Genomic DNA, 23,147 nt, shown 5'->3' on the forward strand with positions numbered 1-23,147 from the left:
AAACCGTTAAATTTCAAACAGATTCTTTCCAACGTCTAAAGACTAAAGACTATTTATTATTTAGTTACTTTTTTCTTATTAGCAACCGTTTTTCTTCTACCTTTTCTTGTACGAGAGTTATTCTTAGTACGTTGTCCTCTTAATGGAAGACCAGATCTGTGACGAATACCTCTGTAACATCCAATATCCATTAATCGCTTAATGTTCATTTGGATTTCAGAACGTAATTCACCTTCAATCTTAAAAGTACCAACAACGTCACGGATTGCTCCTATTTCATCATCAGTCCAATCTTGTACTTTAGTACTTTCGTCAACTTTAGCTTCAGCTAAAATTTCTTTCGCTCTACTTCTACCTACTCCGTAGATATAAGTTAAAGAGATCACTCCTCTTTTTTGTTTTGGTATGTCTACACCTGCAATTCTTGCCATATTTACCCTTGTCTTTGTTTGAATCTAGGATTCTTTTTGTTAATGACGTAAAGTCTACCTTTTCTGCGCACTAACTTACAGTCTGCGCTTCTTTTCTTTACTGATGCTCTTACTTTCATCGTGTATTAGTATCTATAGGTTATGCGAGCCTTCGTTAAATCGTAAGGACTCATTTCTAATTTTACTTTATCTCCTGGTAAAAGTTTAATATAATGCATACGCATTTTACCAGAGATATGTGCGGTCACAATATGACCATTTTCTAATTCAACACGAAACATTGCGTTTGATAATGCTTCTATGATTGTTCCGTCTTGTTCTATTGCTGCTTGTTTTGCCATAATATATTTTTAGTATTCAATCTTCATTAAGCAAATACCTTGCCTAAACTTAAGACTGAGATCTAAATTTGATTCATCTTATTGCGCCACCGCTTTTCTATTCTTACCAGTTTTCATAAGGCCATCATAATGCTTATTTAGTAGATAAGAATTAATTTGTTGCATGGTATCAATAGCAACACCAACCATAATTAATAGTGATGTACCACCAAAGAATAATGCCCAACCTTGCTGAACATCCATTAACTTATGAACGAATGCCGGGAAAATAGCCACTAAAGCTAAAAATATAGAACCAGGCAACGTTATTTGTGACATAATTTTATCTAAATACTCAGAAGTTTCAGATCCTGGACGAATGCCTGGAATAAATCCACCACTACGTTTCAAATCATCTGCCATCTTATTAGTAGGTACAGTAATTGCTGTATAGAAATATGTAAATACAATAATTAATAAAGCAAATACTAAATTATACCAAAAACCAAACATATCAGAAAAATTAGATTGCATCCAAACTCCTGTACTTGTATCTTTTAACCATGATGAACTACCTATTAAACTAGGAACAAACATTATAGCTTGAGCAAAGATGATTGGCATTACACCAGATGCATTCAATTTTAATGGTAAAAATTGACGCGAACCAAATACATTCTTTTCATAACCACCAGAAGCCGTTCGCCTTGCATATTGCACAGCGACTTTTCTAACAGCCATCACTAAGAATACAGCTGCCAATATGATTAAGAACCATATTACCATCTCTATTAATATCATCATGAATCCTCCATTACCACCTTCTAGTCTAGAATACATATTCTGAACAAAAGATTGAGGTAAAGTTGCAATGATACCTACCATAATTAATAACGATATACCATTCCCAATACCTTTATCGGTAATCTTCTCACCTAACCACATTGCAAATACACAACCTGTTACAAGAATTATTACTGAAGAGAAATAAAAGATGTTTTCGCTAAATCCAGGCACTAACATAGAACTCATTGAAGATGCTCCAGATAATGAAGGTACACTTGCTAAATAACCTGGCGCTTGTACTAAACAAATTCCGATAGTTAACCAACGTGTAATTTGAGTGATTTTCTTCTGACCACTAGCTCCCTCTTTTTGAAGTTTTTGTAAATAAGGAATCGCAATACCCATTAACTGAACCACAATGGAAGCCGAGATATAAGGCATAATACCTAACGCAAATACAGATGCATTAGCAAATGCACCTCCTGTAAAGGCATTTAACAATCCTAGTATACCACTTGATGTTCCAGCTTGCAAACCACCTAAAGCATCGATATTAATACCAGGTAAAACTACCTGCGCACCAAAACGATAAACCAAAAGCAAACCTAAGGTTAGAATAATTCTATCCTTAAGTTCTGTGATTTTCCAAACGTTTTTTAATGTTTCTATTATTTTCATCCTATAATCTTATAAAGTTACAGCTTCACCACCAGCAGCTTCAATAGCAGCCTTTGCTGTAGCAGTAAATTTATGAGCAGTTACAGTTAATTTTGATTTTAACTCACCTCTACCTAAGATTTTTACTAGCTCGTTTTTACCAGCTAATCCCATAGATACTAAAGATTCAAAATCAACACTATCCTTAATTTTCTTTTCATCAACTAACTTTTGTAAAGTATCTAAGTTTACACCTTGATAATCTATTCTGTTAATATTTGTAAATCCAAATTTAGGAACACGTCTTTGTAATGGCATTTGACCACCTTCAAATCCTAATTTCTTAGAATAACCAGAACGTGACTTTGCCCCTTTGTGACCACGAGTTGCCGTACCACCTTTACCAGATCCTTGTCCACGTCCAATACGCTTTCCTTGATTTTTTACTGAACCTTCTGCAGGTTTTAAATTACTTAAATCCATTGTTAAGTTATATTTTTAAGCTTCTTCTACAGAAACTAAATGTTCAACTTTCTTCACCATACCAAGGATACTTGATGTAGCGTCGTGCTCTACTACTTGACCAATCTTTTTTAAACCTAAAGCTTGTAATGTAAGCTTTTGTCTTTTAGTACGATTGATTGCACTCTTTACTTTCTTTACTTTAATCTTTGCCATTTTGCTTAGTTTATTAGTTGTTAGTATTCAGTCGTTAGAAATTAAAAAATCAGACGTCTAAACACTAAAGACTAAAGTCTATGTTTATCCGTTAAATACTTTTTCAAGTGAAATACCACGTTCTTTAGCTACAGCTTTAGCATCTCTTAATTGTAATAAAGCATCAAAAGTTGCTTTTACCACATTATGAGGATTTGAAGAACCTTGAGACTTAGACAGTACATCATGTACACCTACTGCTTCAAGTACAATTCTTACCGCACCACCTGCAATTACACCTGTACCAGGTGCTGCTGGAATAATATTTACTCTTGCTCCACCGTATTTTCCTTTTTGTTCATGAGGAATAGTTCCCTTTAGAATAGGAATTCTTACTAAGTTTTTCTTAGCATCTTCAACAGCTTTGGCAATTGCAGTAGCAACATCTTTAGATTTACCTAAACCTTGTCCTACAACATTTGTTTCGTCACCTACAACAACAATAGCAGAAAAACCAAATGCTCTACCACCTTTTGTTACTTTAGTTACACGCTGAACGCCAACTAAGCGATCTTTTAATTCTAATCCGCCTGGTTTAACAAGCTCTGCGTTTTTATATTTTTGATACATAATGTCTTAAAATTTAAGTCCTGCTTCTCTAGCACCTTCTGCTAATGATTTTACTCTTCCGTGATATAAGTAACCACCTCTATCAAAAGAAATAGTCTCAACACCAGCTTTCATAGCCTTTTCTGCTACAGATTTACCTACTAAAGTAGCAACTTCTGTTTTGTTACCTTTAGACTTAGCAATATCCTTATCTCTTGAAGATGCAGCAGCTAAAGTTTTACCAGTTACATCATCTACGAGTTGAGCATAAATTTCTTTATTACTTCTAAAAACAGCTAATCTTGGTTTTGTTTCAGTACCAGATACTACCTTACGGATTCTGCTTTTAATTCTTAATCTTCTTTCGTTCTTTGTCAATGCCATAACTTAATTATTAAGCTGATTTACCTGCTTTTCTTCTAATTTCTTCACCAACAAACTTAATACCTTTTCCTTTGTAAGGTTCAGGTCTTCTAAAGCCACGTATTTTCGCTGCAACTTGTCCAACCAATTGTTTGTCAAAAGACGTTAATTTAACTCTTGGATTTTTACCTTTTTCTGAAATTGTCTCAACTGTTACTTCTGGAGCAATATCCAAAACGATATTATGAGAAAATCCTACGGCTAAATCTAATTTTTGTCCTTGATTAGATGCTCTGTAACCTACACCAACCATTTCTAGTTCTTTGGTCCATCCTTTAGAAACACCTTCTATCATATTAGCAATTAATGCTCTATAAAGACCATGTTTTGCTCTTAAATCTTTCTTATCAGAAGAACGCTCTAATGTAATAGTACCGTCTTCCATTTTTATTTCAATCTCTGAATACTCTTGAGTTAATTCACCAAGTTTACCTTTAGCGGTAATCATGTTGTCTTTAATCTCAACTGTTACACCTTCAGGAACTGTTATTGGGTTTTTACCTATTCTTGACATAATTTCCTGTTTTTAGTATACGTAACATAATACTTCCCCACCAACATTTTCTCTTTGCGCTTGTTTACCTGTCATCACACCGTGAGACGTAGAAACAATTGCAATACCTAAACCATTAAGGATTCTTGGCATTTCGTTAGAAGAGGCATACTTACGTAGACCTGGTTTACTGATTCTTTGAATTTTTTTGATGACAGACTCTTTAGTGTCTTTGTTGTATTTCAAAGCGATTTTAATCGTACCTTGAACTGAAGAGTCATCAAACTTATAACTTAAAATAAAGCCCTGATCGAACAATATTTTAGTTATTTCTTTTTTTAAGTTAGAAGCAGGAATTTCAACCACTCTGTGGTTTGCATTTACTGCATTTCTAACTCGCGTTAAATAATCCGCAATAGGATCTGTATACATATTTATTAATTTGCGGTAGCGGTTTTCGACATTATTGCCAAACCTGAAACCAATTTATAATCTTTTTTAAACGTAATAAATTACGTTCTTACCAACTAGCTTTCTTTACACCAGGTATTAAACCTTGGTTAGCCATTTCTCTAAACATTACACGAGAAATTCCAAATTGTCTCATGTAACCTTTTGGTCTTCCAGTAAGTTTACAACGGTTATGCTGACGTATAGGAGATGCATTTTTTGGTAATTTCTGTAATGCTTCATAATCACCAGCTTCTTTTAAAGCTTTACGTTTTTCTGCATACTTAGCTACCGTTTTAGAACGCTTAACCTCACGGGCTTTCATTGATTCTTTAGCCATAATTAATTCTTTTTAAAAGGTAATCCTAATTCTGTTAATAAAGACTTCGCTTCCTTATCTGTATCAGCAGAAGTCACAAATGTAATATCCATTCCTGATATTTTATTGATTTTATCAATATCTATTTCAGGAAAAATGATTTGTTCTACAACACCTAAGTTATAATTTCCACGTCCATCAAAGCCAGTAGCTTTAATTCCGTTAAAATCTCTAACTCGTGGTAAAGCTGAAGTTACCAAACGATCTAAGAACTCATACATTTGCTCACCTCTTAAAGTTACTTTGGCACCAATAGGCATCCCTTTACGTAATTTAAATGACGCAACATCTTTCTTAGACATTGTGTGTATAGCTTTCTGGCCAGATATTTTTGTAAGTTCTTCTATTGCGTGATCGATTAATTTCTTATCCGCAACAGCTGCACCAACACCTTTAGATATTACTATCTTAGTAAGTTTAGGTACCTGCATTACATTTTTATATCCAAATTCTTCTGTAAGAGCAGGAACAACTTTGTCCTTATACTCTTGTTTTAATCTTGCAACGTAAGCCATAATTAAATTACTTCATTAGATTTTTTTGAAAATCTTACTTTATTATCACCATCCATTTTAAAACCTACTCTAGTTGTTTCTCCTTTCGAAGTTAACAATGATAAGTTTGAAATATGAATAGATGCTTCTTTCTCTACAATTCCACCTTGAGGGCTTTGTGCACTTGGTTTAGTATGTTTCTTAACCATGTTTACGCCTTCTACAATGGCTCTGTTCTTATCTATTAATACTTTAAGTACTTTACCTTCTGATCCTTTGTGATCTCCAGCAATTATTTGTACTGTATCTCCTGATTTTATTTTAAGCTTTGTCATCTTTGTTTATCAATTAAAGCACTTCTGGTGCCAATGATACAATTTTCATGAATTGTTTATCACGAAGTTCTCTAGCTACAGGTCCAAAAACACGTGTTCCTCTCATTTCCCCTTGAGGATTCAATAGTACACATGCGTTATCGTCAAATCTAATATAAGATCCATCTGGACGTCTTACTTCTTTAGCAGTACGAACAACAACTGCTGTAGAAACAGCACCTTTTTTAATAGCACCATTAGGTGTAGCATCTTTTACAGCAACTACAATTTTATCTCCTACAGAAGCATATCTTCTTTTAGTTCCTCCAAGTACACGGATGGTTAAAACCTCCTTTGCACCAGTGTTATCAGCTACTTTTAATCTTGATTCTTGTTGTAACATAATTACTTCGCTCTTTCAATTATTTCTACTAATCTCCAACATTTAGATTTACTTAAAGGTCGTGTTTCCATGATCTTTACAGTATCTCCTTCGTTGCAGTCGTTTGTCTCATCGTGTGCGACATATTTCTTTGTCTTTAACACGAATTTACCATACATAGGGTGTTTTACCTTCTTAACTTCAGATACAACAATAGATTTCTCCATTTTGTTACTAGTTACGATCCCTATACGTTCTTTTCTTAAGTTTCTTTTTTCCATCTTTCAGCAGAATACAATTATTGTACGTCTCTTTTAGTTAATTCCGTTGCCACTCTAGCTACTGTGCGACGTGCAACTCGTAACTGAATAGGGTTATCCAAAGGAGAAATAGTATGAGCCATTTTAAGGTCTGTATAACTCTTTTTAGATTCACTAAGTTTCTCTTGTAACTCAGCTGTTGAAAGCTGTTTAATTTCTGATTGCTTCATAATATTTTTCTATTAAGCTTCGTAATCTCTAGCTATGATAAACTTAGTTTTTATCGGAAGTTTCTGAGCTGCCAAACGAAGTGCTTCTTGAGCAGTTTCTAATGGCACTCCACTTATTTCAAATAACATACGTCCTGGTTTTACCACTGCTGCCCAATATTCAACGGCACCTTTACCTTTACCCATACGCACTTCAAGAGGTTTCTTTGTAATAGGCTTGTCTGGAAATATTTTAATCCATAACGATCCTTCTCTTTTCATGTAACGTGTAGCTGCAATACGTGCTGCTTCTATTTGACGTGCAGTTATAAAAGTCGACTCTAAAGATTTAATACCGAAAGTACCATTTGATAACAAATGACCTCTTCCCGCATTACCTTTCATACGTCCTTTTTGCTGCTTACGAAATTTTGTTCTTTTAGGCTGTAACATTTTTCCTTTTCTTTAAAAAATTACTTTCTACGACGAGATTGGTTCTTGTTTCCTCCACGTCCACCTTTACCTTTTTGTTTAGCTAAGCCAACCAATGGAGATAATTCTCTTTTCCCATATACTTCGCCTTTCATTATCCAAACTTTGATGCCCAGTCTACCATAGGTAGTATGCGCTTCTACTAAAGCATAATCAATATCAGCTCTAAAAGTAGATAATGGAATACGACCTTCTTTATAATGCTCTGATCGTGCCATTTCAGCACCATTTAAACGACCACTAATCTGAATTTTTATTCCTTCAGCATTCATACGAATAGAAGCTGCAATTGCCATTTTTATAGCACGTCTGTAAGAAATTCGGCTTTCTATTTGACGAGCGACACTTGCTGCAACTAAAAATGCATCTAGTTCAGGTCTTTTAATTTCAAAGATGTTCAATTGAACTTCTTTTCCAGTAATCTTTTTAAGCTCTTCTTTTAACTTATCTACCTCTTGACCACCTTTTCCGATAATAATACCAGGTCTTGCAGTTGTGATAGTAACGGTTACAAGTTTAAGCGTACGCTCAATAATTACTCTACTTACACTAGCTTTAGATAGACGAGCATGAATATACTTTCTAATCTTATCGTCTTCGGCAAGTTTATCACCGTAATCGTTTCCTCCGTACCAGTTAGATTCCCATCCTCTAATAATTCCTAAGCGATTTCCGATTGGATTTGTCTTTTGTCCCATATCTTAGCTTTGTGTTTTATTTATTGCATCTACAACCACTGTTACGTGATTAGATCTTTTTCTAATTCTATGTGCTCTACCTTGAGGTGCTGGACGCAATCTCTTTAACATAGAACCACCATCTACTCTAATTTCTTTGATAAACAATTTAGCTTCTTCTACATCAGCATCTTCGTTTTTAGCTTGCCAGTTTGCAATTGCAGACATTACAAGTTTCTCTAAACGACGAGACGCTTCTTTTTGACTAAATCTAAGAATCTGAAGAGCTTTATCAGCCTTCTCACCTCTTACTAAATCCGCAACTAAACGCATTTTTCTTGGTGATGTAGGACAGTTATTTAGCTTTGCAAAAGCAACCTGCTTTTTCTCCGCTTTAATAGCTTCCGCCATTTGTTTTTTACGACTTCCCATGATTCTTATTTTTTACCTTTATTCTTAGCACCTGCATGACCTCTAAAAGATCTTGTTGGTGAAAATTCGCCTAATTTATGACCTACCATATTTTCAGTAACAAATACTGGAACAAATTGACGACCGTTATGAACTGCTATAGTTTGTCCAACGAAATCCGGAGATATCATTGAAGCTCTAGACCAAGTTTTAATTACCGTCTTTTTGTTCGAAGCTACATTTTCAGCAACTTTCTTATCTAATTTATAGTGGATATAAGGTCCTTTTTTTAATGAACGTGCCATACTATCTTAATTATTTCTTTCTACGTTCTACAATATACTTATTACTCGCTTTTGTCTTAGAACGTGTTCTAAATCCTTTAGCAGGAATACCGTTTCTAGACCTTGGATGACCACCTGAAGATTTACCTTCACCACCACCCATTGGGTGATCGACTGGGTTCATCACTACTGGTCTTACTCTTGGACGTCTTCCTAACCATCTACTTCTACCAGCTTTACCTGACACAAGTAATTGATGATCTGAATTTGAAATCGCTCCAATAGTAGCCATACAAGTAATTAAGATCATTCTTGTTTCACCAGATGGTAATTTTACAGTAGCAAATTTATCACCTCTTGCCATTAATTGAGCAAATGCACCAGCACTACGAGCCATAACAGCTCCTTGACCAGGACGTAACTCAATACAAGAGATAATAGTTCCTAATGGTATTTCACTTAATGGCATTGCATTTCCGATTTCCGGAGCAATACCAGTTTCACCAGCTACAATATTTTGACCTACTTGTAAACCATTCTGTGCGATAACGTAACGTTTCTCACCATCTTGATAGTTTAACAACGCAATAAATGCTGTTCTGTTCGGATCGTATTCAATTGTCTTAACTTCAGCAGGAATACCTGCTTTGTTACGTTTGAAATCGATAATACGATAACGTTTCTTATGACCACCACCTAATTGGCGCATAGTCATTTTTCCTCGACTGTTTCTACCACCAGATCTCTTTTTCGGAGCAAGCAAGCTTTTCTCCGGCTTATCAGTAGTAATGGCGTCAAATCCATTAACTACTCTAAATCGCTGACCTGATGTGATTGGTTTTAATTTTCTTACTGACATTAATGTCTAAAATTACATGTTAGTGTATAAATCTATTACTTCACCTTCCGCCAGTTGTACAATTGCTTTTTTAATAGCATTTGTTTTACCATGTTGAATCCCTGTCTTTGTATGACGAGTTCTTCTTTCTGGACGGACATTTATTGTACGAACTTTTTCTACAGAAACTCCATAAGCAGCTTCTACTGCTTTTTTGATTTCTACCTTGTTCGCCTTTGGATTCACTTGAAATGCAAATGCATTCAACGACTCACTTTGCATAGTCGCCTTTTCTGTGATTATAGGTTTTATTAAGATACTCATCTGTTCTATTTACTTAAATTCGATTCAATTCCTTCTAATGCACTTTCAATTAGAATTACTTTATTAGCATTCATAATTTTATAAGTACTTAATTCAGAGGCTGTTATAACTTCCGAACCTTTAAAATTGCGTGAGGACAAATATACATTATTATTTGTACCACCCAACACAATAAGAGATTTTTTGTTTTCTACCTCTAAAGCCTTTAAAACATTGACAAAATTCTTAGTCTTTGGTGATTCAAAATTGAAATCCTCCATTACTAAAATTGATTTGTCATTTGCTTTAATAGTTAGTGCAGATCTACGTGCTAATCGTTTTACGGTTTTGTTTAATTTAAACCCGTAATTTCTTGGTCTAGGACCAAACATACGACCACCACCTCTAAATACACCAGACTTAATACTACCTGCTCTTGCAGTACCAGTACCTTTTTGTTTTTTAATCTTACGTGTACTTCCAGAGATTTCTGCTCTTTCTTTTGCCTTATGCGTCCCTTGTCTTTGATTTGCTAAGTATTGCTTAACATCTAAATAGACAGCGTGATTATTAGGCTCTATAGCGAATACGTCTTTAGAAAGCTCAGCTTGTCTACCCGTATCTTTTCCGTTTATATCTAAAACTGCTACCTTCATTACTTCTCGATGATTACATAAGAATTTTTGTGACCAGGAACACATCCTTTTACCACAAGTAAGTTCTTTTCAGCAACTACTTTGTAAATTCTTAAATTTTGAACTTTTACTGTTTCGCCACCCATTCTTCCGGCCATCTTCATTCCTTTGAATACTCTCGCAGGATAAGATGCTGCACCAATAGAACCTGGAGCTCTTAAACGGTTATGTTGACCATGCGTTGCTTGACCTACACCACCGAATCCATGACGTTTTACTACACCTTGAAAACCTTTACCTTTAGAAGTACCTGCGATATCCACAAATTCCCCTTCAATAAATTGTTCTACTGTAATAGCATCACCTAATTTGTACTCCTTATCAAAACCTTTGAATTCAACAACTTTGCGTTTTACAGAAGTACCCGCTTTTTTAGCATGACCTAAGTCTGCTTTAGTAGCGCTTTTTTCTGTCGCGTCATCGAAACCTAATTGAAGGGCTGAATAACCATCCACTTCTTCAGTTCTGACTTGGGTAACGATACATGGTCCAGCTTCGATTACTGTACAAGGAATGTTCTTCCCATTTTCATCGAAAATGCTGGTCATACCGATTTTTTTTCCAATTAACCCAGACATAATTTTTTGTTTTTATTGTGACAACTCGCGAATTGTCATCTTTTGTTTTTTTCAGGACAACTCGCGAATTGTCCATACGTATATAAAATTCAAGGCCGAAAATACGTTTCAGCCTTGAATTGTATTTTTTCCGTTTTTCCCTCGCTCGCAGCTCAGGACATGTTATTGTGTAATTACACTTTAATCTCAACTTCTACTCCACTTGGTAATTCAAGTTTCATTAAAGCATCAATTGTTTTAGAAGATGAAGAGTAAATATCTAATAATCTCTTGTAAGAGCTTAATTGAAATTGTTCTCTAGACTTCTTATTTACGTGTGGTGAACGTAATACAGTAAATATTTTCTTGTGTGTAGGTAATGGAATTGGTCCTGTTACTACTGCACCTGTACTTTTTACTGTTTTTACAATCTTATCAGCAGATTTATCTACCAAGTTATGATCGTAAGACTTTAATTTGATTCTAATTTTTTGACTCATTTTCTTAACTTTTTAAGATTCTTCTCCTTTAGCTGCTTTAATTACGTCTGCTGACACGTTTGCCGGAGTTTCAGCATAATGTGAAAATTCCATAGTTGATGTTGCTCTACCTGAAGATAATGTTCTCAATGTAGTAACATAACCAAACATTTCAGAAAGTGGTACTGTAGCTTTAATTGTTTTAGCACCTGCACGGTCTCCCATACCTTCCATCATACCACGTCTTCTATTTAAATCACCCACAATATCACCCATATTCTCTTCTGGTGTAATCACCTCAAGTTTCATAATAGGTTCCATTATAACCGCTTTTGCTGCTTTTGCTGAATTTTTAAATCCAAGCTTAGCTGCTAATTCGAATGATAGTTGATCAGAATCGACATCGTGATAAGATCCATCTCTCAACGTCACTTTCATTGCGTCAACTTCGAAACCAGCTAATGGTCCATTCTGCATTGCCATTTTGAATCCTTTTTCAATTGAAGGGATAAATTCTTTAGGAACGTTACCACCTTTAATTACAGATTCAAATTGTAATCCTACTACACCTTCATCTGCTGGCTCAATCGTAAATACGATATCAGCAAATTTACCACGTCCACCAGATTGTTTCTTATAAACTTCTCTATGATCTGCAGATTGTGTAATAGCTTCTTTATATTCAACTTGTGGTTGACCTTGATTAACCTCAACATTAAATTCTCTTTTTAAACGATCTACAATTACATCTAAGTGTAACTCCCCCATTCCAGAAATAATAGTCTGTCCTGAAGCCTCGTCTGAACGCACAGTAAATGTTGGATCCTCTTCAGCTAATTTAGCTAAACCAATACCTAATTTATCAACATCTGCTTTAGTCTTAGGCTCAACTGCGATACCAATTACGGGATCAGGAAAATCCATAGATTCTAAAACAAGTGGATGTTTCTCATCTGTTAATGTATCTCCTGTTTTGATAGATTTAAATCCAACAGCAGCTCCAATATCACCAGCTTCGATAAAATCAATTGCATTTTGCTTGTTAGCATGCATCTGATAGATACGAGAGATACGTTCTTTTTTACCTGAACGATTGTTCAATACGTAAGAACCTGCATCTAAACGACCTGAATATGCTCTAAAAAATGCTAAACGACCCACGAAAGGATCAGTAGCAATTTTAAATGCTAATGCAGCGAAAGGTTCTTTAACACTTGGTTTACGAAGTTCTTCTTTTTCAGTATCTGGATTCACACCCACAATACCATCCTTATCCATTGGAGAAGGCAAATAACGACAAACAGCATCTAATAAAAACTGTACACCTTTATTTTTAAAAGCAGAACCACAAATCATAGGAATGATTGCCATATCCATAACAGCAGCTCTAAGTGCAGCATGCACTTCATCTTCTGTAATAGAATCTTCATCTTCCATGAACTTCTCTAGTAAGTTCTCATCGTAACCAGCTACTTCTTCAATAAGTAATGCTCTATATTTTCTAGCTTCAGCTTTAAGGTTCTCTGGAATTTCAATAACATCAAAAGTTGCCCCTTGAGTTTCATCATGCCAAACAATAGCTCTATTCTTAACTAAATCTATAATACCTTTAAAATCTTCTTCGTCACCAATGTTTAAAACAATTGGCACCGCATTAGACTTCAACATATCTTTTACTTGTTGACAAACACCTAAAAAGTCAGATCCTTGACGGTCCATTTTATTAACGAAACCAATACGAGGCACTTTATAGTTATCAGCAAGTCTCCAGTTAGTTTCAGATTGTGGCTCAACACCATCAACTGCACTAAATAAGAATACTAAACCATCAAGTACACGTAATGAACGGTTTACTTCAACCGTAAAATCCACGTGACCTGGTGTGTCAATAATATTAAAATGGTAACTTTGCGCTTCAGGAGTAGGCTCTGCATTTTCTTTAGGAAAAACCCACTCACATGTAGTGGCAGCAGAAGTAATTGTAATACCTCTTTCTTGCTCTTGCTCCATCCAGTCCATAGTTGCAGCACCATCATGTACTTCACCTATTTTATGCGAAACACCTGTATAATAAAGAACTCGCTCTGTAGTTGTAGTTTTTCCAGCATCAATATGAGCTGCAATCCCTATATTTCTTGTAAGTTTTAAATCTCTTGCCATTTCTTAAAATCTAAAGTGTGAGAATGCTTTGTTTGCTTCCGCCATTTTGTGCGTATCCATTCTTTTCTTAACGGCAGCACCTTCTTCTTTAGCCGCAGCTAAAACTTCTGAAGCCAAACGTTGCGCCATAGATTTTTCGTTTCTCTTACGTGAATAGCTAATTAACCATTTCATCGCAGTTGAAACCTTACGATCTGGACGAATTTGCATTGGAATCTGAAATGTAGCACCACCAACACGACGACTACGTACTTCTACGTGAGGCATCACATTTGATAAAGCTTCTTTCCAAATTTCTAAAGCTGTTTTTTCGTCATCATTCTTTTTCTCTTCAACAATATCAATTGCATCATAGAATACTTTAAAAGCGATAGACTTCTTACCATCCCACATCATCATGTTAACAAAACGTGTTACTAACTGATCATTAAATCTTGGATCTGGTAAAAGCGGTCTCTTTTTTGCTGCTCTTTTTCTCATGTCTTCTTCTTAAAGTTTTAAATTACTTCTTAGGGCGTTTTGCACCATACTTAGATCTACGTTGTGTTCTTCCTGATACACCTGCTGTATCTAAAGCACCACGAACGATGTGATATCTAACTCCTGGCAAATCTTTTACCCTTCCACCTCTAACCAATACTATCGAGTGCTCTTGTAAATTGTGACCTTCTCCACCAATGTATGCATTTACTTCGTTTCCGTTTGTTAAACGAACCCTTGCTACCTTACGCATTGCTGAGTTAGGTTTCTTAGGTGTCGTTGTATAAACACGAGTACATACACCACGTCTTTGAGGACACGAATCTAAAGCAGCCGATTTACTCTTCTTGGTTATTTTGGCTCTTCCTTTTCGTACTAATTGTGAAATTGTTGGCATATATTTCTATATAAAATTTTATTAACCCTCACTTTTGAGGGCTGCAAAGGTAGAAATTAATATCTATAATTCAAACAGTTGTGAATTAATTTTTCAATTAAATATAAACTTTTTTTTTTAGTCCTATATATTATACCCTATTTTTACGTTACTATAAGACCTATTCCAATTAGTGAAAATGCAGATTTTGAGACAAATTATTTTTTTTACTTTATTTTTACTTTTATCAAAACAAAGCTTCACACAAACAATTAGTCTAAGCGTTGTTGGTGAAAACCAAGATGCTACGAAAGTTATTGATTCAATTGGTTACAAAAAAAGTTACAGTAATTATAATAGCCTTCAAAATGAAATCAATCGTTTAAAAAAAAAATTAACCAAAGACGGCTACATTGATACTACGATAAAAAATGTAAATAAAAAGCACGATACACTTTTTGAAGCGCAATTTATATTAGGTAAAAGAGTAAATAAAATAAGAATATATTATGATTCTAGCTTTAATACAGATTATCTCACAACAATAACCCCTTCAAAAGATACTAATTTCTTCGAATTAAAAATAACAGAATTAGAAAGTCAATTAAAAATCTTAAACTCTAAAATTGCAGAACAAGGTGATCCGTTTTCTACACTACAACTCATCAATATTTCAAAGTTAAATTCTGATTTAATTTCGGCAGATTTAAAAATTGTTACTAACCAGAAAAGGCGTATTGATAAGATTATAATAAAAGGTTATGAGAAGTTTCCGAAGTCTTATGTAAAACGCTTTATGAAACTAAAGACAGGAAAATCTTTCAACTTAAATGCTATTAGAGAAAAAGTTGAACTTTTAGAGGAGTTACGGTTTGCTAGTAAAATTAAAGATCCTGAAGTTCTTTTTACACAAGATTCCACAACATTATATTTGTATATAGAAAAAACTAAAACGAATAATTTTGATGGCTTTCTAGGTTTTGGCACTAACGAAATCACCAATAGAATAGAATTTGATGGTTATTTAGATTTACGACTCATCAATAATCTTAATTATGGAGAAACACTAAACCTTTTTTATAAAAGCGATGAAATAGATCAACAAACCTTTAGAGTTGATGCTGACTTGCCTTATTTGTTTGCTTCACCCGTTGGGCTTCAAGTTGGTTTAAATATTTTCAGAAAAGATTCTACCTTTTTAAATGCCAAACAATATGCAAAAATCAACTATCAGATTAATGCGCAGCATAAAATTGGTATTGGATTAAACTCCACAACCTCAACAAATCTATTAGAAAACGACACGGACATTTTAAACGATTACACTTCAAATTACTACACCCTTCATTACAATTATACCAAGCCTCAATTTTATGACCCTTTGTTTCCTATTAATTTTTGGTTTGATTTTTCTTCGGGAATTGGAACTAGAAATAATGATTTAGGTAAAGAAAAACAAAGTGTCTTTAATGTAGATGCTTATAAAATTTTCAACCTCAATAAAAAGAATAGTTTTTATATGAGACTGAATGGAGCCACATTAACATCTAATGATTACCTAGACAATGAATTATTTCGTTTTGGAGGCATCAACTCTATTCGTGGATTCGAAGAAAACAGTTTAGTTGCAAATTTATATGCTGTAATTAGCACAGAATACAGATATCGCCTTAGCAATAGTATTTATGTACACTCTGTTATAGATGCTGCTTATTTTGAAAACAAGCTAACTGAAAGTAAAGAGAAACTCTATGGTTTTGGGTTTGGGTTAGGCTTATTAACTAATGCTGGACTATTTCGATTAAATTATTCTAGTGGCAAGACTGAAGATAGACCATTTAAATTATCAGATTCTAAAGTTCATGTGAGTTTAACTGCTACTTTTTAAATCTGTTTCTATACCTTTGCGCCAATTAAATCCATAATGGATATTTAGTTAATTGTGGTTATCCTACCAAAATTAGCTATAACAATAATCTTTTGAATTAGCATATATTATATAGATGGAAAAAGAAACCACAATTTTTGGCATTAGAGCAATTATAGAAGCTATAAAATCTAATGAAACTATCGATAAGGTTTTTATGCAAAAAGGTCTTCAAGGTGAATTATTTAGAGAATTAGAACAATTAATTCGTACTGAAGGCATCAATTCATCATATGTACCTGTTGAAAAGCTTAATCGCTTAACACGTGGTAACCATCAAGGAGCTGTGGCTCAAATTTCACCTATTGCTTTTCATGACATTGATGACTTAGTAATAAGTGTTATTGAATCTGGTAAAACTCCCTTATTCTTATTATTAGATCAACTAAGCGATGTAAGAAATTTTGGAGCCATTGTTAGAACGGCTGAATGCACAGGCGTTAATGGTATTATCATTCAGAAAAAAGGTGGAGCTCCTATAAATGGAGACACCATTAAAACAAGTGCAGGTGCTATTTTTAAAATGCCCATTTGTAAAGTAGATCATATAAAAGATGCTGTTTTTCATATGCAGTCTTCTGGAATAAGAGTTATTGCTGCAACAGAAAAAGCAGATCACTTTTTATACGATGTTTCTTTTAAAGAACCGTGTGCTATAATTATGGGCTCTGAAGGAAGAGGTATTAATCCATCGGTTTTAAAAGTAGTAGACGACCAAGCGAAACTTCCTATTTTAGGTGAAATAGAATCCTTAAATGTCTCTGTAGCTTGTGGTGCATTTTTATATGAAGCCGTTAGACAACGCAGCTAGTTTTTACTTAAGAAGTATAATTAATTAAAAATTACCGTCTTTATTCTCTTTAAAGGTGTAATTGATATTGATACGATTTTGATTGCTTGATGTCATTTTATTGTTTTCTATTTCAACTTCAGATTCAATCTCCAGTTCAAGTTCATCTTCGGGTTCAAATTCAATAAAATTTCCATCTTCGTCAAAATGTTTCATAAATGGATCGTCATCTTCATTATAGTTGGGTTGTTCCCATTTATAACGTTCTGGCTTGGCAATTTGTTTTCTAAAAATTAATGCGAATACTAATCCTGTAATCAATCCGGATAGATGCCCTTCCCAAGACATGCCGCTTTTTATTGGGAAAACATACCAAATCATACTACCGTAAAGAAAAATTACCAATAAAGACAGCGCAATTAACCTATAGTGTTTTGCGAAAATGCCTTTAAAAAACATAAAACTAACCAAAACATAAACTAACCCACTAGCTCCAATGTGATTACCATTACTCGCTATAAGCCATGTTAGAAATCCTGAAAGTAAAATACCAAACCCAATAACTTTCCAAGCGATTTTATTATAAAAGTAAAACAGAGATAAACTGAGGACAAAAAGTGGAATGGAATTATTATAAATATGATTGATATCTCCATGTAAAAACGGACTGGTCACAATACCTATTAGTCCTTCTATTTTTTGAGGCCTAATTCCAAAAGCCTTAATACCACTATCAATTCTAACTTGGTACCAAAACACCAACCAAATTGTAAACAACATTATCAAAGGATAAACAATGATACTATTAGAGTATTTAAAATGTTGTGTTTTGCTCATATTCAAATTTAAAGAATCCTATTCAAATTTATATCCAAAATAGAATTGTCTGCAATATTGGCAGAAACTATCAATTTTAATCTTTCATTATTTTAAGATGAAATTCCTTAATAAATTGAATACATCACAAAAGCATTTTGTAATTTTGAATTATGAATATTCCATTAGCAGAACGTTTAAGACCACATACTTTAGAAGACTATCTTAGTCAGCAACATTTAGTGGGTAAAAATGGAATGCTTTACCAGCAGATTAAAAGCGGAGTAATTCCCTCTCTTATACTTTGGGGTCCTCCTGGCATTGGAAAAACGACATTGGCCAACGTCATTGCTAATGAATCTGACCGTCCGTTTTTTAAGTTGAGTGCCATCAATTCTGGAGTTAAAGATATTAGAGAAGTTATAGATAAAGCTAAGAAAAGTGGAGGTATGTTCACTACAAAAAACCCCATTTTATTTATTGATGAAATTCACCGGTTTAGCAAATCGCAGCAAGACTCCTTATTAGAAGCTGTTGAAAAAGGTTGGGTTACTTTAATAGGTGCGACCACTGAAAACCCAAGTTTTGAAGTTATCTCTGCACTACTTTCTAGATGCCAAGTTTACACCTTAAATGCATTTAGCAAAACGGATTTAGAAGATTTATTACAACGTGCATTAACCCAAGACACAACACTTTCTAAGCTAAATATTGAATTAAAAGAAACTGAAGCCTTATTAAGATTATCTGGTGGAGATGCCAGAAAGTTGCTAAATATTTTTGAACTTTTAGTGGCTTCGTTTGAAGGTAATGACATTATTATCACTAATGATTTAGTGATGAAACAAGTACAAAATAAGGCTGCTCGATACGATAAGGCTGGAGAACAACATTATGATATTATTTCAGCATTTATAAAATCCATAAGAGGTAGTGATCCAAATGCTGCTGTTTATTATTTAGCACGAATGATTGAAGGTGGTGAAGATGTAAAATTTATTGCAAGGCGACTTTTAATCTTAGCAAGTGAGGATATAGGTAACGCTAACCCAACCGCTTTGGTAATTGCTAACAATACATTTCAGGCCGTTTCAATAATTGGTAATCCTGAATCTAGAATCATATTAAGTCAATGTGCTACTTATTTAGCGAGTTCTGCAAAAAGCAATGCGGCTTACGAGGCCATAAACAGAGCTCAACAATTAGTTAAAGATACTGGGGACTTATCGGTTCCATTGGCGATTAGAAACGCTCCTACCAAACTGATGAAAGAATTAGGTTATGGAGATAGCTATAAATATTCGCACAATTACGAAAACAATTTTGCTGCCCAAGAATTTTTACCAGAAGACATCGCTAACACCACATTATATAATCCTGGCAATAATGCTCGTGAGCAGGCACAACGGAATTACTTAAAGATGCTCTGGAAAGATAAATATGGATATTAATTTGTTAGAATTTTATATTCATTGATTTTCTTTCTTCAAGCTTACCATTATTTTCAGAATAGTACCAAAACCCATCTTCTTTAAAAACAATAGCATTTTTTCCATTTACCATAAATACATTTTCAGCTGCAGTAGAAAGTAAAATCATAACGATTCTTGGCTCTGAATTCAGCAACTGATAACCGTTATCAATCTCTTGTGCATAATGTAAATCTGAAAGATTGTCCGCAGTTAACACCTCTTCAACTTTAGTTTCTTTAGCGGTAATAACCTCTTTTGGGGTATCTACTTCAACCATTTGTTGCTTTACATTTTTAACTTTAGGTTTTGAGGTCTCAACTAAAGTTTCTTTATCTGAAACATATTTGTAATCAAAATTTTGAAAAGTTTCAAAAGCCTCTCTTAAAGCTTCCGTGTAAGCTTTCTTATATTCTTTTTCTCTAGATTGCCCTTCTTGAGAAGTCATAACTATGTTACCAAAACAATCTTTTAGCTCAATCTCTAACTTGGTCTTAAAAATCCCACCTTTACCTTTTAAAGCTTCAGCATTTAATGCTAAACATCTATTACCAATTAAGTCCTGTGGTAAATCATCGTTACCAAAATAGGCTTCATATCCATATTTATTGAATAAGAATTTAAGCAAAGAATTTAATTGATATTGATCTTCACTTTTAGAAAACTCAAATGATGTTGGTAGAATGATATACTTGTAATTATTGATATTCTTTTGTGCTATTCCATAAAAACTAATAAGTATAAATGAAACTGTAAATACTATTTTTTTTAACATAATGGTAATATTTATAAATGAGTTGTTAGTGTTCTTAAATTTGTAATCCGTTTATATTTGTGACTTCTAGATGTATCTTTATAATCAAAGTGAATGGTGTCCATTCCTATATTATGTGCTCCTTCAATATCAGCTTCTAGACTATCTCCAATCATAATACTTTCAATAGGCGAAGCCTTAGCCAAATCTAAAGCAAAGTTAAAAATTTTAGGATTAGGCTTTTTCACTCCGACCATTTCAGAATTAGTAACGGTTTTAAAGTAATGCTTAATATTTGAAGTCGTCATTTTTTTTTCTTGAGCTTCTTCAAATCCGTTGGTAATAATATGTAATTCATATTTATCCTTCAGGTAATCTAAAATTTCAAAAGTGCCATCAAATAAATGGTTAAATGACGGAAGGTAATCAATATAAGATTCCGATAAGTGATGTATCATATCATCTTCAACCATAACTCCTACTCCATCAAAAGCTTCTTTTAACCTGCCATAACGTAATGCAGACTTTGTCACTTTTTCTTCTCTGTAGAGCTTCCAATAATTTAAATTTATAGGTTCGTAAACAGGCAAAAAATCTTCAAGTTTTACATCAATTTGATTTAGGTTAAATATCTTTTCAAATGTTAAACTTGAATTTTTGTCAAAATCCCAAAGGGTATGATCTAAGTCGAAAAAAACATGTTTTATTTGGCTTTTCATTCTGAAGACTCTAAGATTAAATTAAATAATGACCTATATCCCTTCCAGCGATCCAAATCACTAAAAGCGTAATTATGAAATACAGGTATAAAAGTACCATTTACCGCTTTAACTTCCCTTATTATTTTTTGTAAATGCTCCGTTTTATCTAGTTCTGAATTATATTTTAACAACGCATAATCCAAACATTGATAAGGGTTAATTTGCAAGGGCGTTTGGACTTCATAATCTAAATCATAAAATTGAAATGGTGTACATGTACCTGCTCTAAATCCTAAAGTATCAATATATCCCATAGAATAGTCTTGGTTAATTTCTAATTCCACCAAATTACGATAAGATATTGGTAAATTCAGCTTAGAAAACGAATGGCGTACAGCCTTTAAATCCGTATGAGTAATGGTTTCCATTTTAAGCTTCTCTTTTTTAAGAATAGCAACATCATCTAAAGCTAAATAAGATGCTTTAATACCTACATCACAATAATCTGCAACAGATTTTATAAGTGAAACAAATTCCTTTTTATTAGTATTTATATTTTTATCATAGGTTGAATAATCTCCTATTAAAAACAAAACCATAAATTTAAAATTGTAATTGTTCTGTTTTCTAATGACCCATCTAAAAGTATCATAAGGATCGCGTTTAAAACCAAATAAAACTAAATACCTAAAGTATAATTGTTTTAACTTAAACCGTCTTAAATCATTCAACGTGCCACCAATTATTCGCAATAAGCCTTTATGCTTAAAATAATAAGCCATTGGCACATCTATAACGGGTTGTACTTTATAATTACGCACTGGAAATTTATAATCTGGAAAACGCTTAGCTAATACGTCTTTTAACTTATAAGCCCAAATATCAACCACAGGTTGGTTAAGAAACTTTTGTTTATACGCTAAGCTTTCGGATGCTAAAAACCGACCATACTCATCTTTTACATGTGGCAGATATTCCTCATATCTACTCAATAAATAAAAAGAAGCAGCAAAAATATCAAACGGTAAATCACTACGTTCTCCCGTGGCAAAGAATCCTTTTGTATGTTCCCATTGTTGCACATTAAGCGTAACATCAGACAAACCATTTTCAAATAATAACGTATTACTTTGTACAAACAATTCATTACTTAATGGCTGTTTGGCGTAGGACATTTTAAGACTATCATGCGCAATAAAATCTTCAACTTTAGATGTAAAGCGCACCTCAATACCCAAAATACGTTTGCATATATGTTTAAACGTGTAGGTAACACGTGGTGTTATTTTATGTGTATAAACTAGTAGCATATTTTCAGTTTGCAGAATTCCAATTAAAGTTTAAAGTCATAATATTACATAATGTTTTCATCTGCGAAACTATAATAAGCATTTTGCGTAATAATAAGGTGATCTAAAACAGAAATATCTAAACTCTGTGCCGCACCTTTTAATTTTTTGGTAATATCTTTATCTGCCTGACTTGGTTTTAAAGTGCCTGATGGATGATTATGACATAATATTAAAGCAACAGCTCCAACCTCAAGCGCATTTTTTAACACCAAACGTACATCAACCAAAGTCCCAGTAATACCTCCTTTACTTAATTGATTTTTCTGAATTACTTTATTTGAATTGTTCAAATACAGAATCCAAAATTCTTCATGCGGTAAATCACCTAAAATAGGTTGCATGACATCAAAGACTGAACGGCTCGATGTTATTTTATCTAACTGAAGAGCATCTTCTAACCGACGACGACGTCCCAATTCTAATGCCGCAACAATAGATATCGCTTTGGCTTCTCCAATACCTTTAAATTCCATTAATTGAGAAAGAGATAATTTCCCTAAAGCATTCAAATTATTATCTACACTTGCAAAAATGCGTTTGCATAATGCTACAGCACTTTCTTCTCTATTACCAGAACCGATTAAAATAGCGATTAATTCGGCATCACTTAAAGACGCTTTTCCTTTGTCTCTGAGCTTCTCGCGAGGTTGATCGTCTTGTGACCAATTTTTAATTGAAAACGAAGTTGGTTTCTCTGACATGCACTAAAGATAAAAAATTGT

36 protein-coding genes are annotated in these 23,147 nt (G+C 33.8%); 3 read left to right on the forward strand and 33 right to left on the reverse strand.

The features are described from left to right. Positions 1 to 56: 56 nt before the first annotated feature. The 28 genes from rpsM to rpsL all read right to left on the reverse strand — a co-directional run bounded on the left by rpsM (position 57) and on the right by rpsL (position 14,637). The gene (gene rpsM / locus DFQ10_RS16405) at positions 57 to 431 is read right to left on the reverse strand and encodes a 30S ribosomal protein S13 (RefSeq protein WP_115818537.1); all 375 of its coding nucleotides are present in this window, start codon (positions 429 to 431) and stop codon (positions 57 to 59) included. Between the two features lie 2 nt (positions 432 to 433). After that, complete coding sequence (gene ykgO, locus DFQ10_RS16410) at positions 434 to 550, reverse strand: type B 50S ribosomal protein L36 (RefSeq protein ID WP_008269159.1); 117 nt, start codon at positions 548 to 550, stop codon at positions 434 to 436. A gap of 6 nt (positions 551 to 556) precedes the next feature. Next, the gene (gene infA / locus DFQ10_RS16415; RefSeq protein ID WP_007094967.1) at positions 557 to 772 is read right to left on the reverse strand and encodes a translation initiation factor IF-1; all 216 of its coding nucleotides are present in this window, start codon (positions 770 to 772) and stop codon (positions 557 to 559) included. A 78-nt stretch (positions 773 to 850) separates the two neighbouring features. Beyond that, on the reverse strand, positions 851 to 2,215 hold the full coding sequence (secY, locus tag DFQ10_RS16420) for a preprotein translocase subunit SecY (RefSeq protein ID WP_115818538.1): 1,365 nt from the start codon (positions 2,213 to 2,215) through the stop codon (positions 851 to 853). 9 nt (positions 2,216 to 2,224) lie between these two features. Beyond that, positions 2,225 to 2,677, reverse strand: a complete 453-nt coding sequence (gene rplO / locus DFQ10_RS16425) for a 50S ribosomal protein L15 (RefSeq protein ID WP_115818539.1) — start codon at positions 2,675 to 2,677, stop codon at positions 2,225 to 2,227. A 15-nt stretch (positions 2,678 to 2,692) separates the two neighbouring features. Next, positions 2,693 to 2,872, reverse strand: a complete 180-nt coding sequence (gene rpmD / locus DFQ10_RS16430) for a 50S ribosomal protein L30 (protein ID WP_115818540.1) — start codon at positions 2,870 to 2,872, stop codon at positions 2,693 to 2,695. A gap of 84 nt (positions 2,873 to 2,956) precedes the next feature. Beyond that, positions 2,957 to 3,481, reverse strand: a complete 525-nt coding sequence (rpsE, locus tag DFQ10_RS16435) for a 30S ribosomal protein S5 (RefSeq protein WP_115818541.1) — start codon at positions 3,479 to 3,481, stop codon at positions 2,957 to 2,959. Positions 3,482 to 3,487: 6 nt separating this feature from the next. Continuing rightward, positions 3,488 to 3,844: a 50S ribosomal protein L18 gene (gene rplR, locus DFQ10_RS16440; RefSeq protein WP_115818542.1), complete on the reverse strand. Its 357-nt coding sequence runs from the start codon at positions 3,842 to 3,844 to the stop codon at positions 3,488 to 3,490. Positions 3,845 to 3,854: 10 nt separating this feature from the next. Beyond that, positions 3,855 to 4,397, reverse strand: a complete 543-nt coding sequence (rplF, locus tag DFQ10_RS16445) for a 50S ribosomal protein L6 (protein ID WP_115818543.1) — start codon at positions 4,395 to 4,397, stop codon at positions 3,855 to 3,857. A gap of 12 nt (positions 4,398 to 4,409) precedes the next feature. Further along, a complete protein-coding gene (gene rpsH / locus DFQ10_RS16450; RefSeq protein WP_115818544.1) occupies positions 4,410 to 4,808 on the reverse strand; it encodes a 30S ribosomal protein S8 in 399 nt (132 codons plus the stop codon). Between the two features lie 88 nt (positions 4,809 to 4,896). Next, a complete protein-coding gene (gene rpsN, locus DFQ10_RS16455; RefSeq protein WP_115818545.1) occupies positions 4,897 to 5,166 on the reverse strand; it encodes a 30S ribosomal protein S14 in 270 nt (89 codons plus the stop codon). Positions 5,167 to 5,168: 2 nt separating this feature from the next. After that, positions 5,169 to 5,720 carry a 50S ribosomal protein L5 gene (gene rplE, locus DFQ10_RS16460; RefSeq protein WP_115818546.1) on the reverse strand — a complete coding sequence of 184 codons (552 nt, stop codon included), beginning with the start codon at positions 5,718 to 5,720 and terminating at the stop codon, positions 5,169 to 5,171. A 2-nt stretch (positions 5,721 to 5,722) separates the two neighbouring features. Continuing rightward, complete coding sequence (gene rplX / locus DFQ10_RS16465; protein ID WP_115818547.1) at positions 5,723 to 6,034, reverse strand: 50S ribosomal protein L24; 312 nt, start codon at positions 6,032 to 6,034, stop codon at positions 5,723 to 5,725. A gap of 13 nt (positions 6,035 to 6,047) precedes the next feature. Then, positions 6,048 to 6,416: a 50S ribosomal protein L14 gene (gene rplN, locus DFQ10_RS16470; RefSeq protein WP_115818548.1), complete on the reverse strand. Its 369-nt coding sequence runs from the start codon at positions 6,414 to 6,416 to the stop codon at positions 6,048 to 6,050. A gap of 2 nt (positions 6,417 to 6,418) precedes the next feature. Beyond that, positions 6,419 to 6,676, reverse strand: coding sequence for a 30S ribosomal protein S17 (gene rpsQ, locus DFQ10_RS16475; protein WP_040756784.1), 258 nt, complete (start codon positions 6,674 to 6,676; stop codon positions 6,419 to 6,421). A 17-nt stretch (positions 6,677 to 6,693) separates the two neighbouring features. After that, on the reverse strand, positions 6,694 to 6,885 hold the full coding sequence (rpmC, locus tag DFQ10_RS16480; protein WP_115818549.1) for a 50S ribosomal protein L29: 192 nt from the start codon (positions 6,883 to 6,885) through the stop codon (positions 6,694 to 6,696). A 12-nt stretch (positions 6,886 to 6,897) separates the two neighbouring features. Continuing rightward, positions 6,898 to 7,317 (reverse strand): 50S ribosomal protein L16, encoded by a 420-nt coding sequence (rplP, locus tag DFQ10_RS16485; protein WP_115818550.1) that lies wholly within the window; start codon positions 7,315 to 7,317, stop codon positions 6,898 to 6,900. A gap of 20 nt (positions 7,318 to 7,337) precedes the next feature. Beyond that, on the reverse strand, positions 7,338 to 8,054 hold the full coding sequence (gene rpsC, locus DFQ10_RS16490) for a 30S ribosomal protein S3 (protein ID WP_115818551.1): 717 nt from the start codon (positions 8,052 to 8,054) through the stop codon (positions 7,338 to 7,340). A gap of 3 nt (positions 8,055 to 8,057) precedes the next feature. Then, positions 8,058 to 8,465: a 50S ribosomal protein L22 gene (gene rplV / locus DFQ10_RS16495; protein ID WP_115818552.1), complete on the reverse strand. Its 408-nt coding sequence runs from the start codon at positions 8,463 to 8,465 to the stop codon at positions 8,058 to 8,060. 5 nt (positions 8,466 to 8,470) lie between these two features. After that, positions 8,471 to 8,749, reverse strand: coding sequence for a 30S ribosomal protein S19 (gene rpsS, locus DFQ10_RS16500; protein WP_020897652.1), 279 nt, complete (start codon positions 8,747 to 8,749; stop codon positions 8,471 to 8,473). A 10-nt stretch (positions 8,750 to 8,759) separates the two neighbouring features. Beyond that, complete coding sequence (gene rplB / locus DFQ10_RS16505; RefSeq protein WP_115818553.1) at positions 8,760 to 9,587, reverse strand: 50S ribosomal protein L2; 828 nt, start codon at positions 9,585 to 9,587, stop codon at positions 8,760 to 8,762. 12 nt (positions 9,588 to 9,599) lie between these two features. After that, on the reverse strand, positions 9,600 to 9,890 hold the full coding sequence (gene rplW / locus DFQ10_RS16510; protein WP_115818554.1) for a 50S ribosomal protein L23: 291 nt from the start codon (positions 9,888 to 9,890) through the stop codon (positions 9,600 to 9,602). A gap of 5 nt (positions 9,891 to 9,895) precedes the next feature. After that, positions 9,896 to 10,525 carry a 50S ribosomal protein L4 gene (gene rplD, locus DFQ10_RS16515; protein ID WP_115818555.1) on the reverse strand — a complete coding sequence of 210 codons (630 nt, stop codon included), beginning with the start codon at positions 10,523 to 10,525 and terminating at the stop codon, positions 9,896 to 9,898. Then, complete coding sequence (rplC, locus tag DFQ10_RS16520; protein ID WP_115818556.1) at positions 10,525 to 11,142, reverse strand: 50S ribosomal protein L3; 618 nt, start codon at positions 11,140 to 11,142, stop codon at positions 10,525 to 10,527. Before rplC ends, rplD begins: the two co-directional genes overlap by 1 nt. Positions 11,143 to 11,315: 173 nt before the next feature. Beyond that, on the reverse strand, positions 11,316 to 11,621 hold the full coding sequence (gene rpsJ, locus DFQ10_RS16525; RefSeq protein WP_007650482.1) for a 30S ribosomal protein S10: 306 nt from the start codon (positions 11,619 to 11,621) through the stop codon (positions 11,316 to 11,318). A gap of 12 nt (positions 11,622 to 11,633) precedes the next feature. Beyond that, positions 11,634 to 13,760 carry an elongation factor G gene (fusA, locus tag DFQ10_RS16530; RefSeq protein ID WP_115818557.1) on the reverse strand — a complete coding sequence of 709 codons (2,127 nt, stop codon included), beginning with the start codon at positions 13,758 to 13,760 and terminating at the stop codon, positions 11,634 to 11,636. 3 nt (positions 13,761 to 13,763) lie between these two features. After that, a complete protein-coding gene (rpsG, locus tag DFQ10_RS16535) occupies positions 13,764 to 14,240 on the reverse strand; it encodes a 30S ribosomal protein S7 (protein ID WP_115818558.1) in 477 nt (158 codons plus the stop codon). A gap of 22 nt (positions 14,241 to 14,262) precedes the next feature. Then, positions 14,263 to 14,637, reverse strand: coding sequence for a 30S ribosomal protein S12 (gene rpsL, locus DFQ10_RS16540; protein WP_019386263.1), 375 nt, complete (start codon positions 14,635 to 14,637; stop codon positions 14,263 to 14,265). Between the two features lie 187 nt (positions 14,638 to 14,824). Between rpsL and DFQ10_RS16545 the strand changes: the two genes are divergently transcribed. Together DFQ10_RS16545 and rlmB are read left to right on the forward strand one after the other, a co-directional pair. Then, positions 14,825 to 16,504 (forward strand): BamA/TamA family outer membrane protein, encoded by a 1,680-nt coding sequence (locus DFQ10_RS16545; RefSeq protein ID WP_245940752.1) that lies wholly within the window; start codon positions 14,825 to 14,827, stop codon positions 16,502 to 16,504. 115 nt (positions 16,505 to 16,619) lie between these two features. Then, entirely contained in the window at positions 16,620 to 17,354 is a 735-nt protein-coding gene (gene rlmB / locus DFQ10_RS16550) for a 23S rRNA (guanosine(2251)-2'-O)-methyltransferase RlmB (protein WP_115818560.1), read from the forward strand. 24 nt (positions 17,355 to 17,378) lie between these two features. Here rlmB and DFQ10_RS16555 read toward each other — a convergent pair whose 3' ends face one another. After that, positions 17,379 to 18,170: a rhomboid family intramembrane serine protease gene (locus tag DFQ10_RS16555; protein WP_115818561.1), complete on the reverse strand. Its 792-nt coding sequence runs from the start codon at positions 18,168 to 18,170 to the stop codon at positions 17,379 to 17,381. A 152-nt stretch (positions 18,171 to 18,322) separates the two neighbouring features. On the opposite strand from DFQ10_RS16555, the gene DFQ10_RS16560 reads away from it, so the two are divergent. Next, positions 18,323 to 19,600, forward strand: a complete 1,278-nt coding sequence (locus tag DFQ10_RS16560; RefSeq protein ID WP_115818562.1) for a replication-associated recombination protein A — start codon at positions 18,323 to 18,325, stop codon at positions 19,598 to 19,600. Positions 19,601 to 19,604: 4 nt separating this feature from the next. On the opposite strand, the gene DFQ10_RS16565 is transcribed toward DFQ10_RS16560, so the two are convergent. Genes DFQ10_RS16565 through radC form a run of 4 tightly spaced genes read right to left on the reverse strand, consistent with a single transcriptional unit; the run spans position 19,605 to position 23,126 of the window. Continuing rightward, positions 19,605 to 20,393, reverse strand: coding sequence for a hypothetical protein (locus DFQ10_RS16565; protein WP_115818563.1), 789 nt, complete (start codon positions 20,391 to 20,393; stop codon positions 19,605 to 19,607). 11 nt (positions 20,394 to 20,404) lie between these two features. Continuing rightward, complete coding sequence (locus DFQ10_RS16570) at positions 20,405 to 21,091, reverse strand: YjjG family noncanonical pyrimidine nucleotidase (RefSeq protein WP_115818564.1); 687 nt, start codon at positions 21,089 to 21,091, stop codon at positions 20,405 to 20,407. Further along, entirely contained in the window at positions 21,088 to 22,383 is a 1,296-nt protein-coding gene (locus DFQ10_RS16575) for a polysaccharide deacetylase family protein (RefSeq protein WP_115818565.1), read from the reverse strand. The genes DFQ10_RS16570 and DFQ10_RS16575 overlap by 4 nt, the downstream gene beginning before the upstream one ends. Positions 22,384 to 22,427: 44 nt before the next feature. Next, positions 22,428 to 23,126: a RadC family protein gene (radC, locus tag DFQ10_RS16580; RefSeq protein ID WP_115818566.1), complete on the reverse strand. Its 699-nt coding sequence runs from the start codon at positions 23,124 to 23,126 to the stop codon at positions 22,428 to 22,430. Between the last annotated feature and the right edge of the window lie 21 nt (positions 23,127 to 23,147).

Origin of the sequence: Winogradskyella eximia (assembly GCF_003386165.1) — a bacterium.
Classification (GTDB): domain Bacteria; phylum Bacteroidota; class Bacteroidia; order Flavobacteriales; family Flavobacteriaceae; genus Winogradskyella; species Winogradskyella eximia.

Coding starts and splice junctions, on each gene's coding strand:
- fusA (WP_115818557.1), bottom strand. CDS start 13,760: ATGGCAAGAGATTTAAAACTTACAAGAAATATAGGGATTGCAGCTCAT.
- rplP (WP_115818550.1), bottom strand. CDS start 7,317: ATGTTACAGCCTAAAAGAACAAAATTTCGTAAGCAGCAAAAAGGACGT.
- rplN (WP_115818548.1), bottom strand. CDS start 6,416: ATGTTACAACAAGAATCAAGATTAAAAGTAGCTGATAACACTGGTGCA.
- rpsC (WP_115818551.1), bottom strand. CDS start 8,054: ATGGGACAAAAGACAAATCCAATCGGAAATCGCTTAGGAATTATTAGA.
- rplO (WP_115818539.1), bottom strand. CDS start 2,677: ATGGATTTAAGTAATTTAAAACCTGCAGAAGGTTCAGTAAAAAATCAA.
- rpsH (WP_115818544.1), bottom strand. CDS start 4,808: ATGTATACAGATCCTATTGCGGATTATTTAACGCGAGTTAGAAATGCA.
- rpsL (WP_019386263.1), bottom strand. CDS start 14,637: ATGCCAACAATTTCACAATTAGTACGAAAAGGAAGAGCCAAAATAACC.
- rplD (WP_115818555.1), bottom strand. CDS start 10,525: ATGAAGGTAGCAGTTTTAGATATAAACGGAAAAGATACGGGTAGACAA.
- DFQ10_RS16575 (WP_115818565.1), bottom strand. CDS start 22,383: ATGCTACTAGTTTATACACATAAAATAACACCACGTGTTACCTACACG.
- rpsM (WP_115818537.1), bottom strand. CDS start 431: ATGGCAAGAATTGCAGGTGTAGACATACCAAAACAAAAAAGAGGAGTG.
- rplW (WP_115818554.1), bottom strand. CDS start 9,890: ATGAGTATCTTAATAAAACCTATAATCACAGAAAAGGCGACTATGCAA.
- rpsQ (WP_040756784.1), bottom strand. CDS start 6,676: ATGGAAAAAAGAAACTTAAGAAAAGAACGTATAGGGATCGTAACTAGT.
- rpsG (WP_115818558.1), bottom strand. CDS start 14,240: ATGAGAAAAAGAGCAGCAAAAAAGAGACCGCTTTTACCAGATCCAAGA.
- DFQ10_RS16565 (WP_115818563.1), bottom strand. CDS start 20,393: ATGTTAAAAAAAATAGTATTTACAGTTTCATTTATACTTATTAGTTTT.
- rlmB (WP_115818560.1), top strand. CDS start 16,620: ATGGAAAAAGAAACCACAATTTTTGGCATTAGAGCAATTATAGAAGCT.
- rplF (WP_115818543.1), bottom strand. CDS start 4,397: ATGTCAAGAATAGGTAAAAACCCAATAACAGTTCCTGAAGGTGTAACA.
- rplC (WP_115818556.1), bottom strand. CDS start 11,142: ATGTCTGGGTTAATTGGAAAAAAAATCGGTATGACCAGCATTTTCGAT.
- rplE (WP_115818546.1), bottom strand. CDS start 5,720: ATGGCTTACGTTGCAAGATTAAAACAAGAGTATAAGGACAAAGTTGTT.
- rpmD (WP_115818540.1), bottom strand. CDS start 2,872: ATGGCAAAGATTAAAGTAAAGAAAGTAAAGAGTGCAATCAATCGTACT.
- ykgO (WP_008269159.1), bottom strand. CDS start 550: ATGAAAGTAAGAGCATCAGTAAAGAAAAGAAGCGCAGACTGTAAGTTA.
- rpsS (WP_020897652.1), bottom strand. CDS start 8,749: ATGGCACGTTCATTAAAAAAAGGACCTTATATCCACTATAAATTAGAT.
- rplB (WP_115818553.1), bottom strand. CDS start 9,587: ATGTCAGTAAGAAAATTAAAACCAATCACATCAGGTCAGCGATTTAGA.
- secY (WP_115818538.1), bottom strand. CDS start 2,215: ATGAAAATAATAGAAACATTAAAAAACGTTTGGAAAATCACAGAACTT.
- DFQ10_RS16555 (WP_115818561.1), bottom strand. CDS start 18,170: ATGAGCAAAACACAACATTTTAAATACTCTAATAGTATCATTGTTTAT.
- rpsJ (WP_007650482.1), bottom strand. CDS start 11,621: ATGAGTCAAAAAATTAGAATCAAATTAAAGTCTTACGATCATAACTTG.
- rplX (WP_115818547.1), bottom strand. CDS start 6,034: ATGACAAAGCTTAAAATAAAATCAGGAGATACAGTACAAATAATTGCT.
- rplR (WP_115818542.1), bottom strand. CDS start 3,844: ATGGCATTGACAAAGAACGAAAGAAGATTAAGAATTAAAAGCAGAATC.
- infA (WP_007094967.1), bottom strand. CDS start 772: ATGGCAAAACAAGCAGCAATAGAACAAGACGGAACAATCATAGAAGCA.
- radC (WP_115818566.1), bottom strand. CDS start 23,126: ATGTCAGAGAAACCAACTTCGTTTTCAATTAAAAATTGGTCACAAGAC.
- DFQ10_RS16560 (WP_115818562.1), top strand. CDS start 18,323: ATGAATATTCCATTAGCAGAACGTTTAAGACCACATACTTTAGAAGAC.
- DFQ10_RS16570 (WP_115818564.1), bottom strand. CDS start 21,091: ATGAAAAGCCAAATAAAACATGTTTTTTTCGACTTAGATCATACCCTT.
- rpmC (WP_115818549.1), bottom strand. CDS start 6,885: ATGAAGCAATCAGAAATTAAACAGCTTTCAACAGCTGAGTTACAAGAG.
- rpsN (WP_115818545.1), bottom strand. CDS start 5,166: ATGGCTAAAGAATCAATGAAAGCCCGTGAGGTTAAGCGTTCTAAAACG.
- rpsE (WP_115818541.1), bottom strand. CDS start 3,481: ATGTATCAAAAATATAAAAACGCAGAGCTTGTTAAACCAGGCGGATTA.
- rplV (WP_115818552.1), bottom strand. CDS start 8,465: ATGGGAAGTCGTAAAAAACAAATGGCGGAAGCTATTAAAGCGGAGAAA.